Genomic DNA, 15,838 nt, shown 5'->3' with positions numbered 1-15,838 from the left:
TCAAGGTGTCAGCCCCAGTACCAGAGGGCCGCATGGGAGGACTCGGTGCGGGTGTTGGAGTTGGCCTCGAACCCTTCCAGTCCTTCCTTGCGTCCGAAAACGTTGGTGTAGCGGAACAGCGGCAAGAACGGCAGGTCATCGCGGATGATCCCCTGGATCTCCTTGTAGATTGCCTTGCGTTTTTCGATGTCGAAGGTCCGCGCGCCTTCCTCAAGCAATTTGTCGACCTCGGGGTTGGAGTACCGCGCGTTGTTCGAGCCGCTGCCGCTATCGGCTGCGATGGCCTTGCTGTGGAAGCGGTTGGTGACATCCGGGTCGGCGCCGATAAGGTAGGTGATGCCCACCATGGCGGACTCAAATTGCGACTGACCCCAGAATTCGCCCCACATGACCGCCGGCGGCAGGTTTTCGATCTTCATCTCCACGCCGATTTGGGCATAGGTCTGCTGGATGAATTGCTGGGCCTGTTCGCGCAGATGCGCGCCGGTAGTCGTTGAGTTGGTGAAGCTCAGCCGCACGCCGTCCTTTTCGCGGATCCCGTCGGAGCCGGGTGTCCAGCCCGCCTCGTCGAGCAGGCTCGCGGCCTTGTGGAGGTCGAACTCATGCTTGGGCAAATCCGGATTGTAGTAGGCCGAGGTCTCGGGCATGAAAGTTTCCGCCTCGCCGGGCACGCCGAAGTTGAGCAGGTCGATGATCGATTTGCGGTCGATGGCGAGATAGAGCGCCTCGCGCACAGCCTTGTCCTGAAAGACTGGCAGCGTCTGGTTGAGGTAGATCGACTCCAGCGTGCCGCGTGGCACCAGCTCGACGACGCGCTCGTCAAGGCTCTTGGCCTCTTCGTAGTTATCCGGGGTGATGTAGGCTTGGCCGACGAGGTCGATTTCGCCGCTACGGAATTGGGTGTAGAGCACCGTCATGTCAGGAATGTACTTGAAGACCAGCTGCTCGATATAGGGCCCGTCGCCGTGATACTCGAGGTTCGCTACCAGTTGCAGGTTGTCGCCGGCCTGACGGCTGCCCCATTTAAATGCGCCGGTGCCCACCGGGGCCTGGTTGAACGGGGCGTCGTTGGGGTCTTCAGCCTCGGCGAGAATATGCTTCGGCAGGATGAAGGTTTCACTGAGGAAGGACAGATAGGGCGCGAAGGGTTCTTCCATCCGCCAGGTGATTTCGGTGGGGGAAACGACCTCGATATCGCGCACAAGCACGTGGCCGGCCGTCCGCCAAGCGCGGAAATTGGGGTCGGTGATCAGCTCCAGCGTGAATTTCACGTCTTCGGCGGTGAAAGGTTCGCCGTCGTGCCATTTGACGTCGTCGCGCAGCTTGATCCGCCACGAGAGGCCGTCCTCGGAGAGGCCGCCATTCTCGATTGTAGGGACCTCGGTGGCGAGGTTGGGCACGATCTCGCCGTCGGGCGTGATGCGGAAAAGCGCATCGAAGATCGAGAAGGCGACGCCGTCGTCGGTTTCGATATGCGGCATGAGCGGATTGAAGACCGTCGGCTCTTGCGAGAGCCCGACGACGACGCGGCCGGTCGGCTCTGACGGCGGGGTCTGGGCGAAGGCAGGCTTGCCGAGCATGCTCGGCACCAGCAGGCCGACCGCACCGCCGGCCGTCATCATGCGCAGCGTCGCCCGGCGGGTGAAACCGGATTTTACGGACTTGTCTTTGGTCATGTCTATCTTCCCTGTTGTGAAGTTCGTTGATTGTTGTGACGTTTATTAATTGGTTTGGCGGTAGCCCTGGGTGGCCGCCGCGGTCCTGTCGCCGAAATGCACTCCGGGGATCGCCGAGACCAACTCACGTGTGTAGTCGGCCTCGGGCGAGAAGAAGATCCGAGAGGGTCGGCCGAACTCGACAATCCGCCCCTTCTGCATGACCGCAATCTCATCGCAGATCTGGCTAGCGACCCGCAGGTCGTGGGTGATGAAAATCATGGCAACGCCGGTTTCGCGCTGGATGCGGTCGAGCAGTTCGAGGATCTGCGCTTGGATCGACACGTCGAGAGCGGAGACCGCCTCGTCTGCGACCAGCAACTCCGGCTTGAACATCAGCGCGCGCGCGATGCCCACCCGCTGACGCTGACCGCCCGAAAATTCATGCGGAAATCGGTCATATGCCCGCGCATCGAGTCCCACGAGATCGAGCAGCGCCTTTGCGTCCTCGCGCGCCTTTGCGGGCGGAACCCCATGCGCGATCGGACCGACCGTCAGGCTGCGTCCGATGGTGTTGCGCGGGTTGAGAGAGGCGAAGGGATCCTGAAAAATCATCTGGATCTTGGGCCGCAGGCTGCGGAACGCTGAGTCCGACAGACCAGCAATATCGCGATCGCGGAACAGGATCTGGCCGGAATCGGCTTCCATCAGCCGGATCAGCAGACGCCCGAGCGAAGACTTGCCCGATCCGCTCTCGCCGACGACGCCGAGGGTATGGCCGGGCGGAACGTTGAAGGAGACATCCTGCACCGCCGGCACGATCCGCTGCGTACGAAAGAACGCACTGCCGCTGCGGTAGGTCTTTACTAGGTTGCGTACCTTCAGGAGCGGCTCCGCCGGAGAGCCCGAAGTGTCGGTCTGGACAGCGCGTTTGCGGTCGTCCTGGCGCAGGTGAGGAACCGCGGCGATGAGCCGTTTCGTGTAGGGATGTTCTGGGGAATTCAGGACCTTCACAGCGCTGCCGCGTTCGACGACGTGGCCCTTTTCCATGACGACGACGCTGTCGGCGATCTCTGCCACTACGCCGAAATCATGGGTGATGAACATCACGCTCATGCCCTTGCGGCGCTGGATATCGCGGATCAGCTCCAGGATCTGCGCCTGGGTCGTCACGTCGAGCGCGGTGGTCGGTTCGTCGGCGATGAGGATTGTGGGCTCAAGCGCTAGCGCCATTGCGATCATCACGCGCTGGCGCTGACCGCCCGACAGGCGGAACGGATACTGGTGATACATCAGCGCCGGATCGGGCAGGCCGACTTCCGTCAGAAGCTCTATCGCACGTTCCCGGCGCGACTGCGGCGTGCCCTCGTTGTGAGCCGCCATGGCCTCGTCGATCTGCGCGCCCACGGTCATCAGCGGGTTCAACGCCGACAGCGGGTCCTGGAAGATCATCGACACGACGCGCCCGCGCAGGTCGCGAAGCTCTTCGCGGCCCATGCCGATGATCTCGCGACCCTCCAGCGTGATCGATCCGGCACTGGCGCGGATCGCCTTGGGCAGAAGGCCCATCACGGTGCTGGCGGTAACCGATTTCCCAGACCCGGATTCGCCGATCACGCAGAGGATTTGGCCGCGGTGCAGGTTGAATGAGACATCTTGGATCGCGTGGCTCCGTTCCATTCCGTCAGGTAGGGTGACGGTCAGGTCGCGCACGGACAGCGCGACGGATGTGTCGGATACGGATGCGGATTGATCTCCGACCATGGGTTCTCAAACCTCTCTGCTGCGGGCCGGACCAGGGCTCGTGTCGCCGGGCCGGGACGTTGCTTTTGCATCGCGCCTCGGTCCCGGATAGAACGAGGCAGGGAAGACGCGCCGCCTTTGGATCAACTCTGATCGCTCTGGGGGCGAGATGGTGGTGTTTTGCGGGAAACTTTCGGCAGAAAACCCTGCACTTTCTGTCTCGCCAGGCATATTCTGCTGGCGAGCTGACGCATCCGTCGCCGGTCCGCGCCCGGGCCGGGCGCGCTCAGTCCTGGGCACAGACGTAGATCTTCCGGACCGTTTCCAGTGTCCGCCAAACGCCGACAAACCCCGGCTTCATCACGAAACTGTCGCCGGCGCCCAAGCGATGGATGTCCCCGCCCGTCTCTTCAATTTCGATGGAGCCGGAAAGGATGTGACAAAACTCGAAGGTCGTGCCCTTGATCGAGTGCGTCTCGCCTGGTGTCGCCTCCCAGACCCCGGTCAGTACCGTGCCGTCGCGGGATTCGTCCTGCGCCCAGGTCTTGAAGGCGGGATCGCCCGAGATCAGGCGTTCAGGCACCGGGAAGGAGACCTTGGGCGGGAACTCGGGTTTGCTGTTGATGGCAATCAGATTGGTCATGTCTGCTCCTGTCGGGAATGCGGTCCGGGCTCCGTGGTCGGGCCTTCTGTTAAGATCAGACTGCCGCTTTCATCGGAGTGTTACGTGCCGATTTTACTGCCTGCGCAGTGGATAATTGCGCGCGGTGGGCTGGCGTAGATGAATCTGCCGTGACGAACGCAAGAGTTGGCGGCAGAAAGTGACCGCAGATAGTGCTGCGACTGCGGAGTCTTCGGCACCGCTTCGCGCCGATTTTCCGGACTGCCGAACTGTTCCGATATCGGGTCTCCGCACCTGCGCACAATGCTCAGGGTCCACGGGCAACGCCGGGATTGTCCATAACTCGCGGATACGAGGTCGATTGGGAAAGCCATTGCTCCGCGATACGCTGCCGCGCGACAGTCGCCCGCGACAGGCCCGGACCGCAGTCGCAGGCAGGCACGCGATCGATTGCCGTCGGCCGTTCGATCCAGACCCGGGAGGGTTAAGCATGAGGCTGCAAGGCCACGAGAGCGGCGCGTTCACTTGGAGGGATGCCAAGTTTGTCATGAGCACGCAACGTCAGCCCACAGATTCCGAGGCGCTTGTGGAGATCTATCGGGCGGAAGCTTACTGGGTCGGCGGCCTTGAGCCCGGCCGATTCCGCTGTGCCCCAGAAGATTCCCCGCCCTTCAAGCTCTACCCCGTAGGGGGTCATGTCCCTGGCGTTGGCCGGGTTTTGACCAATTGGGCGATATATGCCTACCTCCGTGAGCTCTGCTCCTGCCAAAGCATCGCACCAAGGGGCCAGCCCAGATGCTCTGCCGGCGAACGCTGGAACATCCCGACCTGACGGCGGTCACCAACTGACTACTGCGCAGCAGCGATACCACGCCGTTCTACGTGCGGCTGTGCTTCACGCCCGTTGGATCTCAGGCGGCGACATAGGCCGCCAGATGGCGGCCGTGCATGGACCCGACCACGGGCTGGAGACCCATGGAGATGACGCGGTAGGAGGGCCGTCCGCAATGAGCTGTCGCATCGGTGTCGACGTCGACGGTTCCTGCACGGATGTCGCGAGGCGGAACGAGAGGAGCGACGCGCTGCGGACGCTCCTTTTTTTCTCTCGGCCATAGGCGCCGGCGGCGGAGGTCCTGCAGGCTCCTAACATCTTCGCGTGTCGCGACGCGAGGGACACAACCCGATCATCCGGTTCGCCCATGGCACTACGGTGGGCATCGACACAGTGATTCAGAGCGGTGAGCCGGACCTGGCACTGTTAACCATCGCGAATTTCGAGGACGCGCTGGAAATGGCAAGCCTGACTTTCCCACAGGTGCACAATCTTGACGCCTGGCCTCCGGCGCCTCTGATCCCGCGTCACCGTGTCCAACTGGTATCATGCGTTCCAGTCAGGGTTCGATGAGATGGCATCGGCGCGACCATGCCGCTTGGGACAAGAGAAAACGTCGCGCCGATGTGGTGGCTGTTACGGTCATTCCCCGTCGAAATAGCCGAGGATGGATTTGATCTCGAGGTATTCCTCCAGCCCCTCGACACCGTATTCGCGCCCGTTGCCGGACTGCTTATAGCCGCCGAAGGGCACATGCGGGTCCGAGGCCGGGTAGTTCAAATGGACCTGCCCCGCCCGGATGCCCGCGGCGGTGCTGCGAACCAGCGTCATGTCCGTGCCCTGCACGTGCGCCCCGAGCCCGTAGACGGTGTCATTGGCGATGGCGATGGCCTCTTCGACGTCGTCGTAGGCTAAGATGACGAGCACCGGGCCGAAGATCTCTTCCTGCGCCACGGCCATGCCGGTGGTGACCTCGGAGAAAATCGTCGGCCTGGAGAAGAACCCGCGTGTCAGGCCCTCGGGCCGACCGGGGCCGCCGGCCAGCAGCTTGGCGCCTTCGGCGATGCCGGTCCGGATCATTGTCTGGACGCGGGCGTACTGCGCCCGGTTCGAAGAGGGGCCGTGCGTGGTGTCCGCATCGGTGGGATCCCCGACGCGCATGTCTTCGAGCGCCCGGACCGCCAGCGCCTCGACCTCTGCCAGCCGCGCGCGGGGCACGATCATCCGGGTCGGCGCGCTGCAGGACTGGCCGACATTGCGCATGGCCGAAGCGACGCCCGGCGGTACCGCCTTCGAGAGGTCGGCGTCGGGCAGGATCACGTTGGGCGACTTGCCCCCCAGCTCTTGGGCGACCCGCTTGACCGTCGCCGCCGCCGCCTGCGCCACGGCCACCCCGGCCCGGGTCGATCCCGTGATCGAGACCATGTCGACATCGGGGTGTTCGGCCAGCCGCGCGCCCACCACCGGGCCCGTTCCGTTGACAAGGTTGAACACGCCCGCCGGGAACCCGGCCCTGTCGACCAGATCCGCGAACAGCGCCGCGCTAAGCGGAGAGAGTTCGCTGGGCTTCAGCACCACCGTGCAGCCCGCCGCCAGGGCCGATCCGGCCTTGGCGGTGATCTGGTAGAGTGGCCAGTTCCAAGGCGTGATCAGGCCGCACACGCCGATCGGCTCGCGCAGGATGGCGGCCTGGCCGCGCCGGGTCAAAAATTCGTAGTCACGCAGAACCTCGCAGGCGGCACGCAGGTGTTCCGCGGCCAGCGGCACTTGGGCGGCCTGTGCATAGCTTATTGCCGCGCCCATTTCAGCGGTGATGGCACCGGCGATATATTGCGTGTTTTCAAGGATCAGCTCTCGCAGCCGCGCGATCTTCCCGGCGCGTTCCATGGGCTGCGTTGCAGCCCATGCGGGAAAGGCCGCGCGCGCCGCCGCAACGGCTCTGTCAGTCTCTTCGACAGAGCCGAGTGCCACCTCTGCGATCACCTCTTCGGTCGCCGGATTGACGACGTCGGCCCGTTCCGGGCCTGTCGCATCGACCCAAGCGCCGTCAATGTAGAACTGGTGTATGCGCGCATTGGCGGCTTCGATTTCGGCAGAATTGCCCATGCATGGCTCCTTCGTTTGCCGCACCGCCGACGGAGATAGACGACCGGGCAGCGGTATAGGGACGTTTCAGCCCGACGAGGGCGGCCAGACCGCGCGTGTCGAGGATTTCGGTGTAGTCATAGAAGGGGGTGGCCGGCTCGACCCCGCGGTTGACTCAGACCTCGATGCGGATGCCCATGTCGTACCTGGTCAGGATGTCTTAGCGGTCGAAAGTGATGATTTCCGGAGAGAAGCGTTCCATTTGGTTACCAAGTTTGGCCTGCCTCTAAGGCTAGCGGCATAGACAGATGAATTTTGCGGAAGAGCTTGGCGCCCGCAGCATAAACTAGTGAATTGCACCCTCTTTCTGGCAGGAATGAAGGGTGTTCGGCGGGAAATGGTACTCATACGGAACCGCCGCCTGCAGGTCTTTTCCGTATCGCGCTGAACGCGCCACCAATCCTGCGGACCCCGCGTCTGGCCACGCAACGGCAGGCACCATGCGGGTTTATGGGACATAAAAGCGAATTTCCGAGGATAACAATTCAATCCGGGCGTTGCTCCTTCGAGCCCCGGGCAGACCCGCGCTGCCGATGGTGTCAACCCCGCGGAGCTCTATCGCCCCTATGAAAAGCTGGCGGAGATCAAGTCGCATAGCGATATCTGTTGCAGCTTGGGCGCTGAAACCACGCAGCTGCTCTACGACGGCGCAGTCGACATGCTGCCGCTCCGGGATGGCCGCGAAGGGTGGACAATCGGGCCGCTGAACTAAGTATACGCCGCATTCATCGCCCCCAGCCGTCGAATATCCTGAGCACGGAGCCCGGGAACGTTAAAGTGTCGGGTCGGCTGAACGCCCAATGGTGGACCTTTCCGGGAGCCGAAGCAGCCGAAGCGAGATGCCCGGCGCTCATGCTGCAGAGCGGAGCAGTGCCTGCGTCCTGCCGGTCAGGATAAGGGCAAGGTGCGCTGCGCCGAGGATGAACCTCCAAACAAAATCCGGCGATGCCCAGAACGGCATCGCCGGACTTTCTTTTGTTCTTAGTCCGTCGGCCCGAGGTTTTCGGCCACGTTGGCGCGCAGGATGGCCCCAGCGATGAACAGATCTTGCAAAGAGACGCCGGAACTGTCGAACACCGTGATCTCTTCGGAACGAACGCGCCCGGGGGCCTTGCCGCTCAGCACGTCACCGATTGCCGTCAAGCTGGCCTCCGCCGGGGCGTACTGGAATTCACCAACCACGCGTGACTGCGCCGGCAAGTCGCAGAAGAGGGAGGCCCTGGAGTAAACCTCCACTGGCAGTTCCTGCTTGCCTGCGCCGTCCGATCCCATGCTGGCCACGTGAGTCCCGGGCGTGACCCAATCCGCTTCGAAGAGCGCGGCGCGCGCACTCGTGGCCGCGACGATAATGTCGGCCCTGCGGCAGGCCGCCTCCGCGCATTCCGCCGCCTCGGCGGGCAGGGAGAGGTTCTTCAGGCGCGCGACCATTTCATAGGTCTTCTCAGTCGAGCGGCCCACGACGATCACTTGCTCGATCGGGCGGATCCGGGCGACGGCCGCGGCCTCGTAGGTGGCCTTATGGCCGGTCCCGAACAGGGTCAGGACCCGCGAGTCAGGGCGTGAGAGCGCCTCGGCTGCCACCGCATCCGCAGCCGCTGTGCGGTAGGCGTTCAGCTTGCCCACCTCGACTATGGCTCCGATCCGGCCGGTGGCTTGATCGAACAGTAGGATGATCGACCCGTGGCGGGGCAGTCCCGCACTGTCGTTGGTCACAGGCAAATCTCCTACCAGCCGCCGAAGCGATTCCATTGCATCAAGGCGCCCGACCTGTCTTCCGGGATCACGTGATAGGCGCCGTGCTGGGCGGCGGTGGCACAGGCATGGTTCGGCAGGAGCCGCAGCTGGGTGCCGACCGGAAGGTCCGGCAGGCCTTCGGTGGAGCCGGGGCGCAGCGCAAGGATACCGTGTTCCTGATTGGCCTGCGGCATAATCAGGTCCGGGTAGATCCGGCCGTCAATATCGCAGGCCACGCCGTAGCCCTGGTCGACGGCCTGGCTCGCGGTGCCGCGATCGCGCGACATGGCCATCCAACCTGCATCGACCAGGATCCATCCGCGATCCTTTTGATGGCCGATCACTGTGGTCAGCACAGACAGCGCGATGTCATCGGTCTCGCAGACACCGATCCCTGCCATCACTAGGTCGAAGAACATATAGACGCCGGCGCGCAGCTCGGTCACGCCCGTCAGATCCTCAGTCGCATGTGCTGTCGGGGTCGAGCCGACGCTCACGACGGGGCAGGGCAGGCCGGCCGCACGCAGCGCCTGCGCAGCGGCGACCGTTGCGTCGCGCTCCTTGCCCGCGAATTCGGCATGGACGGCAGATCCAGCGGCGCCGTAGCTTTCGCCGGCATGGGTCATGACCCCGCGTAGCCCTGCGCCGCTATCGTGCAAAAGCTGTCCGATCTTGATCAGGTCGGGATCTCCGGCGCTGAGGCCGCCGCGGTGGCCATCGCTGTCGATCTCTATCAGCGCGGGGATCGGCTTGCCTGCGGCCTTCGCGGCCTCGGCGACTGACTGCGCCTGCCCGAGGCTGTCGCTCAGGATGACGAGGTCGCAGCCGCGCGCGCGCAGCTCCAGTACGCGGGGCAGCTTCTGCGGAGTGATGCCCACGGCGTAAAGGATGTCCTGCACGCCGGCTTCGGCAAAGACCTCGGCCTCGGCTAGGGTGGAGACGGTCGCGGGACCATCCCCGCCTGCGAGCACGCGGCGCGCTACATCGATGGATTTCGCGGTCTTGAGATGGGGGCGCAGGGTGACACCGAGCGTCTCCGCCTTCTCCGCCAGCCGCCGGATGTTGCGCATCATGCGCGCCTCATCAAGAAGAATGCAGGGCGTGGTCAACTGGTCCAGGCCGGGGTTCGGATCGTGCATGCGTCTGTCCTGTTTTGCCTTGGTCTGCGCAAGTGCCCGCCCGATGCGGGATCGGGGCGAGCGAAAGGGTGCGGCGCCAGGGCGCCGCCGGGAATGGCCGGGGAACTTACTCTACGATAACGAAGATCTTCTTGCAGGGCTCGATCGTTCGCCACTGGCCGATGAAGCCCGGCTTCATCACGAAGCTGTCGCCGGCGCGAAACACCATCGGCTCGCCGCGATCCTCGGTGATTTCCACGACACCTTCAACGATGTGGCAGAATTCGAACTTCTCGCCCTTTATCGACTTGTTGGTGCCCTCTGTACCGGTGAAGAAGCCAGTGCGTACGAGGCCGTCCTTGGATGTGTCGACGTCCCAGGACTTGCAGACCGGGCTGCCGGCCAGCAGGCGGTCGGCGGGAACCTGGACGTCGCGGGGCTCTAAGTCGGGGCTGGTTTCGAGGGGAACGATGAGCGTCATGGACATGGCCTCTTTAGGAACGAATGGCCCCAGCCTACCGTCCCGCAACGAACAAAGAGCGCCATATTTCGGGGCGGTTCGGCAGCCTGTGCGGTTATATCCGTAAGAATCAGAATTTGTCGTGCTGCCCGCGGTGATCGCGCTGTCGAGTCTCGACGACCGGAACTTCAGCCCGATCTGGGTGGAACGCTGGGCACGACCGGTCGCCCCTCACCCTGCGGTCAGTCCCTGCGTGCCGCCGGACAGAAAGGGCGGATCACCAATTCCCAACCCGCATATGCAGTCGGTCTGTCGCGGCTGTCCTGGCAGATGCGGTTGAAGGCGGTTGGCAACATTAGCATCAGGCTGGCCGAAGTCAGCGCGCTGTCCCGGGTAGACTCTCAGACCGTGCGCGCACCGATCCGGCCGCAACTCCATTACATAATTTCCCTTACGCGCAAAAGAATAAATGTAGGGGGCGGATTCACAAACGAAGTGCAAATTCTGTATCAAAACAGAAGTTTGCATGGAGGATGTGGAATGGGTCGTTGTTACCTTCAGCTGAGTTTCGAGGAGCGGATCAAGATTGCCAAGTGGCGCGAGGCCAAAATGTCGATCCCCGAGATCGCGGATCGCCTGAGCCGCGCCCCCTCGACCATCTACCGCGATCTGAAGCGCAATCACTTCGACGGCGGCGACCTGCCCGAGCTCGCGGGATACTACGCGCTGAATGCCCAGACCATGAGCGAGAAGCGCCGCGCCTACCAATCTGCCGCCTGTTACAAGTGTGCGGCCCGACGCCTTGCGTCGCGAAACAGCAGTCGAGAAGCGCGAGCGGGACGAGCCAAGGGATTTCTTACTCAGGCGCCTCCGCATTCGCGGGAACTTTGCTGAGGGTGTCATCGCTTTGGAATAACAGCGGATAACGTCGTGATTTGTACTTGGATGGAAAGTATCGATCCGTCGACTGGGCGCTTTGCACAAAGGCGAGTTCCCTTTGGTAGGTGACGTCCCACGGCGTGCCACGGGCGTTGTTGCAAGCACGCGGTCGAGCAACGCGCCGTTCTCCAGCAGCATCCCCGTCGAGAGTGGCACCTACCACGTCCGGAACTGCGTGAACGCGCTCCTCTCCGGCAATCTGGGAACGGGCTCCCGAGGCACCCGGAATGTCGATGCCACGTGCGAGGGGCCGTTCCGGCCTTGTTCGACAGCATTGACCCCGCCGCAATCTACGGCGCCGAAGTCGGCGTTCTGGCAGCGCAGGCGGTAATCTCGTCCATCGCTGGGGTGCGAGGAGATCGCGCGCGCCAAGTCCCCCGTGCAGCCCCGTGCAGATCGCGGCCTAGGTCCGAGCCGCAGCGACAATGGCCATGTGCAGCACGCGCTGGTGCTTGGCGCTCGCCTGACGTCCCTGACGTCCCTGGCAGCCCCTTACCCCAGCGGCATGACCACTGCCTTGATCAGCTCGTCCCGCTCCTTGGCCAGCAGCGGGAAGCGCTCAGGCAGATCGGCCAGCGCGATGCGTTCCGAAAGCAGAGCCTCCGTATCGATGTCGCCCGCCGCGATGGCCGTCATGACCCGCTCAAAATCGGACTTCAGCGCATTGCGCGATCCGATGATCCGGGTTTCACGCTTGTGGAACTCGGCGTCCTCGAAGGTGATCTGATCCTTCACCACGCTGACCAGCACGTAGGACGAGCCATGCGCCAGCAGCGGGAAGCCCGCTTCGATGGCCTTGGCATTGCCTGTGGCGTCGAAGATCAGGTCGAAGCCGTCCGACAGATCGCCTTCCAGGATCGGCTCTCCCGCGATGTGGAGATGCTCGAAGTCGAAGAGGCGCCGCGCCTGCTCGAGCCGCGCCGGGCTCAGGTCCATCAGGTGTACCTCGGCGCCTTCGAGCCGGGCGAAGAGCGCGGTCCCAAGCCCGATCGGCCCTGCCCCGGTCACCAGAACGCGGTCGCCCTTCGCGATGCCCGAGCGGCTCACCGCGTGGGCCCCAATGGCGAGAAACTCGACCATCGCCGCCTGCTCGGGACGGAGCCCCTCCGCGGCATAGAGATTGCTCGCCGGAACGGCGATCCGCGCGCAGAGCCCGCCGTCGCGATGCACGCCCAGAACCTCGATTGACATGCAGCAGTTGGGCTTGCCACGCTGGCAGGCCCGGCAGCTGCCGCAGGAAACATAGGGGTTGATCACCACCAGATCGCCCGCGCGCCAGCCCGCCGCGTCCTCGGTGATGAAGCCCGACAGCTCGTGCCCGATCACCCGCGGATAGTTCAGGTAAGGATGTTTGCCCTCTAGAATGTGGTAATCGGTACCGCAAAGGCCGGCGGCGGCAATATCCACCAGAACCCAACCCTCGGGCGCGCTGACGGGTTTCGGCCGACCCTCGAGCGCGAATTTACCGGGCTCGACGCAGGTGCCGCAGAGCATGGTTTCGGTAGGGCGGCTCATTGCACCCGCTCCCCGGTGCCAAGGTTGCGCGGCCGCCAGTCGGCCGGCAGCTCGCCCTTGATAATCAACGACAAGATGTCATCCTTGTGAACCTCGTCGATGTCATGGGTACCCACGAGCTTGCCCTTGTTCATCACCACCACCCGGTCACAGAGATCGAAAACGTCATGCATGTCGTGGCTGACGAGGAAAATACCGATGCCCTGCGCCCGCAGCTTGCGGATGAGCTCGGCGACCATCGCCGTTTCCGACGGACCGAGCGCCGCCGTGGGCTCATCCATGATCAGGATCTTCACGTCGAAGTAGATCGCGCGCGCGATGGCGATGACCTGCCGCTGCCCGCCGGACAGGCTCGACACCGGGTCCTTGAGGTTGGTGAAATTGGGGTTCAGCGTCGCCAGCACCTTGCGCGCCTCGGCAAGCATGCGCTTGTCGTCGAGATTGCCGAAGCGCGTCTTCAGCTCGCGCCCCAGAAACAGGTTCGACGGCGCGTCCAGATGATCGGCCAGCGCCAATGTCTGGTAAATGGTCTCGACCCCATGCGCCCGCGCATCCTGCGGCGAGCCCATCTCGACCACGTCGCCGCGGATGCGGATCTCGCCGTGGCTGGGCGCCATGGCGCCCGAGAGGATGCGCATCAGGCACGACTTGCCCGCGCCGTTGTGGCCGAGCACGCCCACCACCTCGCCGGGCATCAGATCGAGCGAGACACCGTTGACGGCCACCACACCGCCGAAATGCTTCTCGATGCCGCGCATCTCGACAAGGGGGGCTGGTGCCTCCGGGGCAAGCTGTGTCTGGCTCATGCTGGGCGGTCCTCGAATTGGGTCTTCACGGCGGTCGTCAAATGGCGCGGCCGGGGCCCCGAGGCCCCGGCCGGTTGGCTCAGTAGAGGACGTTCTGCGCCTCGGGCGCGTCGATGTTGTCCTTGGTCACCAGCACCACACCGGTGTCGATGAAGCTCTCGACGGTCTTTCCGGCGATCACGTCCATCACCGCATTCACGCCGAGCTCGCCCATCTGGAAGGAGCCCTGCACGGCGATCGCATCGAGCGTGCCTGACCGCACGAAATCCTGCAGATCGGCGTTGCCGTCGAAGCCGAAGGCCGCAATCTGGCCCGCCTTGCCCGCCTGTTCGATGGCGCGGCCCATGCCCACGGCGGTCGGCTCATTGGCGCCGAAGATGCCCACGAGGTCGGGGTTCGCTGCCAGCACGTCGGTGGTCTGGTTCAGCGCGTTGGCCATCTGCGACTGCGAGTAGTAGGGGCCGACGATCTCGAGCGAAGAGTTCGCCTTGAGATAGTCGCTGAAGCAACCGACGCGGCCGATCTCGGAGCCCACACCTGCAACGTAGGACATCACCGCGACCTTGCCCTCGGTGCCCACCTTGTCGATCATCGCGCTGGCGACCAACTCGCCCGCGGCACAGTTGTCGGTGGATAGGAACGCCTGGTAGGTGCCCTTTGCACCCTCGGCCAGTGCGCTATCGATGATCACCACCGGAATCGCCGATTCAAAGGCGCGCTTTACCGCCGGGGCCAGCGCCTCGGGGTCGGAAGGCGCCAATACGATGCCGGCAACGCCGCGGTTGATGGCGTTCTCGACGAGGTTCACCTGATCGGCGATGGCGCTCTCGGTGGCCGGCCCGTCGAAGGTCATCGTGTGCTCGGACTGGCCCTCGATCGCAGCGGTCGCGCCGAGGTTCACGTTTTGCCAGAAGTTCGAGCTGGTGGTCTTGACGATCACCGCGATCTCGCCCGCCTGGGCGGCGCCCGCCGCGGTCAGCGCCAGCGCGCTGGCTGCCATGAGCCTTGTAAGTCTTCCGTTCATCCTGTCTTTCCTCCCTAGATGACAGTCTTCGTTGGAAAATTCTGTACCCTCTGCGGCCCGCCTCAGCGGCGGTTGCGCAGTTGGTCGATGTAGACCGCGCCGATCACGACGAAGCCGATGACGATCTGTTGGATAAAGGAGGAAACGCCCCCCATGTTCAGCCCGTTGCGCAGCACGCCGATGATGAAGGCGCCGATCATCGTGCCCGAGATGCCGCCGACACCGCCCATCAGCGAGGCCCCCCCGATCACCGCCGCGGCGATGGCATCGAGCTCGTACATCACGCCCTCGCTTGGCTGCGCGGTGATCAGCCGCGACATCAGCACGTTGCCCGCAACGCCGGCCAGAGCACCCGAAAGCGTGTAGGCGATCAGCTTGGTGCGGTCGACGAGCACGCCCGACAGGCGCGCCGCCTCCTCGTTGGACCCGGTGGCATAGATGTGCCGCCCGATGGCGCGGCGGCGCAGCATGTAAGAGGCCGCGATCGCCACGATCACCAGCAGGATCGCCGGATAGGGGATGCCGGGAAAGATCACCTTGGGAAAGCCGTTCGGTTGCATCTCGACCACGCGGAAGAGCGCGCCGTTGCCAAGCACCCCGAAGGCCTCGCCGAGTTGCGAGATGGGGGCCGCGCCGGTCAGCTGCAATGCCGCGCCGCGGGCGATCAGCATCATCCCGAGCGTCGCCACAAAGGGGGTGATCTTCATCTTGGTGACGACGAAGCCGTTGAAGAGGCCACAGGCCGCGCCCATGCAGACACCGAGCATCATCGCGGGCACCACCGGAACGCCCGCCTTGACCATCAAGCCAGTGACGGTGCCCGAGAGCGCCAGCACCGAGCCCACCGAAAGATCGATGCCGCCGGTGATGATCACCATGGTCATGCCGATGCCAAGAAGCCCGATCACCGAGGTCTGCAGCAGGATCGTCAGCGTGTTGTTCACCGACAGGAAGGCGGGGCTCGCGAAGGAAAAGGCGATCACGAGGATCGCCAGCGTCAGCAACGCCGATATGCGGTGAAAGGCTGCCGCGGAACCGGGCAACATACGGGTCCAGGCGCCTTGCGACGGCTGCGAGATATTGGCCATGGGTCCTCCCGGGGTCCGGCTGATGCGCCGAGGCATGGTCTCCCCTCCATGCGGCACAAAATTATTAAAAACAGCGTGTCGCGATGCTTGACCTGGGTCAAGTGTTTTTAATAATTTAATTCATCGGTAAAATACCAACTGAGGGGCACCGGCAGGG

The 15,838-nt window shown here is 63.8% G+C and carries 11 protein-coding genes and 1 pseudogene; 1 reads left to right on the top strand and 11 read right to left on the bottom strand.

Features of this window, described 5'->3' with window-relative positions; all coding sequences use genetic code 11:
* Window positions 1-8: 8 nt before the first annotated feature.
* From CEW88_RS19245 to CEW88_RS19210, 7 genes are all read right to left on the bottom strand, one after another.
* On the bottom strand, window positions 9-1,676 hold the full coding sequence (locus tag CEW88_RS19245; RefSeq protein ID WP_108969993.1) for a peptide ABC transporter substrate-binding protein: 1,668 nt from the start codon (window positions 1,674-1,676) through the stop codon (window positions 9-11).
* A 45-nt stretch (window positions 1,677-1,721) separates the two neighbouring features.
* Window positions 1,722-3,419, bottom strand: coding sequence for an ABC transporter ATP-binding protein (locus CEW88_RS19240; RefSeq protein WP_108969991.1), 1,698 nt, complete (start codon window positions 3,417-3,419; stop codon window positions 1,722-1,724).
* A 265-nt stretch (window positions 3,420-3,684) separates the two neighbouring features.
* On the bottom strand, window positions 3,685-4,041 hold the full coding sequence (locus CEW88_RS19235; RefSeq protein WP_108969989.1) for a cupin domain-containing protein: 357 nt from the start codon (window positions 4,039-4,041) through the stop codon (window positions 3,685-3,687).
* A gap of 1,453 nt (window positions 4,042-5,494) precedes the next feature.
* Window positions 5,495-6,958 carry an aldehyde dehydrogenase family protein gene (locus tag CEW88_RS19225; RefSeq protein ID WP_108969984.1) on the bottom strand — a complete coding sequence of 488 codons (1,464 nt, stop codon included), beginning with the start codon at window positions 6,956-6,958 and terminating at the stop codon, window positions 5,495-5,497.
* Between the two features lie 1,020 nt (window positions 6,959-7,978).
* Entirely contained in the window at window positions 7,979-8,710 is a 732-nt protein-coding gene (locus tag CEW88_RS19220) for an ornithine cyclodeaminase family protein (protein WP_254694561.1), read from the bottom strand.
* Window positions 8,711-8,721: 11 nt separating this feature from the next.
* The gene (locus tag CEW88_RS19215) at window positions 8,722-9,870 is read right to left on the bottom strand and encodes a DSD1 family PLP-dependent enzyme (RefSeq protein WP_108969979.1); all 1,149 of its coding nucleotides are present in this window, start codon (window positions 9,868-9,870) and stop codon (window positions 8,722-8,724) included.
* A gap of 106 nt (window positions 9,871-9,976) precedes the next feature.
* Complete coding sequence (locus tag CEW88_RS19210) at window positions 9,977-10,330, bottom strand: cupin domain-containing protein (RefSeq protein ID WP_108970389.1); 354 nt, start codon at window positions 10,328-10,330, stop codon at window positions 9,977-9,979.
* 519 nt (window positions 10,331-10,849) lie between these two features.
* Here CEW88_RS19210 and CEW88_RS25005 point away from each other — a divergent pair.
* Window positions 10,850-11,071: pseudogene (locus tag CEW88_RS25005) on the top strand (helix-turn-helix domain-containing protein); the annotation flags it as partial.
* A 669-nt stretch (window positions 11,072-11,740) separates the two neighbouring features.
* On the opposite strand, the gene CEW88_RS19200 reads toward CEW88_RS25005, so the two are convergent.
* The 4 genes from CEW88_RS19200 to CEW88_RS19185 all read right to left on the bottom strand — a co-directional run bounded on the left by CEW88_RS19200 (window position 11,741) and on the right by CEW88_RS19185 (window position 15,681).
* Window positions 11,741-12,742 carry a zinc-binding alcohol dehydrogenase family protein gene (locus CEW88_RS19200; RefSeq protein WP_438839489.1) on the bottom strand — a complete coding sequence of 334 codons (1,002 nt, stop codon included), beginning with the start codon at window positions 12,740-12,742 and terminating at the stop codon, window positions 11,741-11,743.
* 17 nt (window positions 12,743-12,759) lie between these two features.
* On the bottom strand, window positions 12,760-13,569 hold the full coding sequence (locus tag CEW88_RS19195) for an ATP-binding cassette domain-containing protein (protein WP_254694560.1): 810 nt from the start codon (window positions 13,567-13,569) through the stop codon (window positions 12,760-12,762).
* Between the two features lie 79 nt (window positions 13,570-13,648).
* Window positions 13,649-14,593 (bottom strand): ABC transporter substrate-binding protein, encoded by a 945-nt coding sequence (locus tag CEW88_RS19190; protein ID WP_108969972.1) that lies wholly within the window; start codon window positions 14,591-14,593, stop codon window positions 13,649-13,651.
* 62 nt (window positions 14,594-14,655) lie between these two features.
* On the bottom strand, window positions 14,656-15,681 hold the full coding sequence (locus CEW88_RS19185) for an ABC transporter permease (protein ID WP_108969970.1): 1,026 nt from the start codon (window positions 15,679-15,681) through the stop codon (window positions 14,656-14,658).
* Window positions 15,682-15,838 lie beyond the last annotated feature (157 nt).

The organism is Alloyangia pacifica, from assembly GCF_003111685.1.
Lineage (GTDB): Bacteria > Pseudomonadota > Alphaproteobacteria > Rhodobacterales > Rhodobacteraceae > Salipiger > Salipiger pacificus_A.
This window is presented reverse-complemented; position numbering and strand designations above follow the sequence as displayed.

Bases quoted from the DNA above. Each gene is read 5' to 3' on its own strand.
- CEW88_RS19245 (WP_108969993.1), bottom strand. From the start codon at position 1,676: ATGACCAAAGACAAGTCCGTAAAATCCGGTTTCACCCGCCGGGCGACG.
- CEW88_RS19240 (WP_108969991.1), bottom strand. From the start codon at position 3,419: ATGGTCGGAGATCAATCCGCATCCGTATCCGACACATCCGTCGCGCTG.
- CEW88_RS19235 (WP_108969989.1), bottom strand. From the start codon at position 4,041: ATGACCAATCTGATTGCCATCAACAGCAAACCCGAGTTCCCGCCCAAG.
- CEW88_RS19225 (WP_108969984.1), bottom strand. From the start codon at position 6,958: ATGGGCAATTCTGCCGAAATCGAAGCCGCCAATGCGCGCATACACCAG.
- CEW88_RS19215 (WP_108969979.1), bottom strand. From the start codon at position 9,870: ATGCACGATCCGAACCCCGGCCTGGACCAGTTGACCACGCCCTGCATT.
- CEW88_RS19210 (WP_108970389.1), bottom strand. From the start codon at position 10,330: ATGACGCTCATCGTTCCCCTCGAAACCAGCCCCGACTTAGAGCCCCGC.
- CEW88_RS19200 (WP_438839489.1), bottom strand. From the start codon at position 12,742: ATGCTCTGCGGCACCTGCGTCGAGCCCGGTAAATTCGCGCTCGAGGGT.
- CEW88_RS19195 (WP_254694560.1), bottom strand. From the start codon at position 13,569: ATGAGCCAGACACAGCTTGCCCCGGAGGCACCAGCCCCCCTTGTCGAG.
- CEW88_RS19190 (WP_108969972.1), bottom strand. From the start codon at position 14,593: ATGAACGGAAGACTTACAAGGCTCATGGCAGCCAGCGCGCTGGCGCTG.
- CEW88_RS19185 (WP_108969970.1), bottom strand. From the start codon at position 15,681: ATGGCCAATATCTCGCAGCCGTCGCAAGGCGCCTGGACCCGTATGTTG.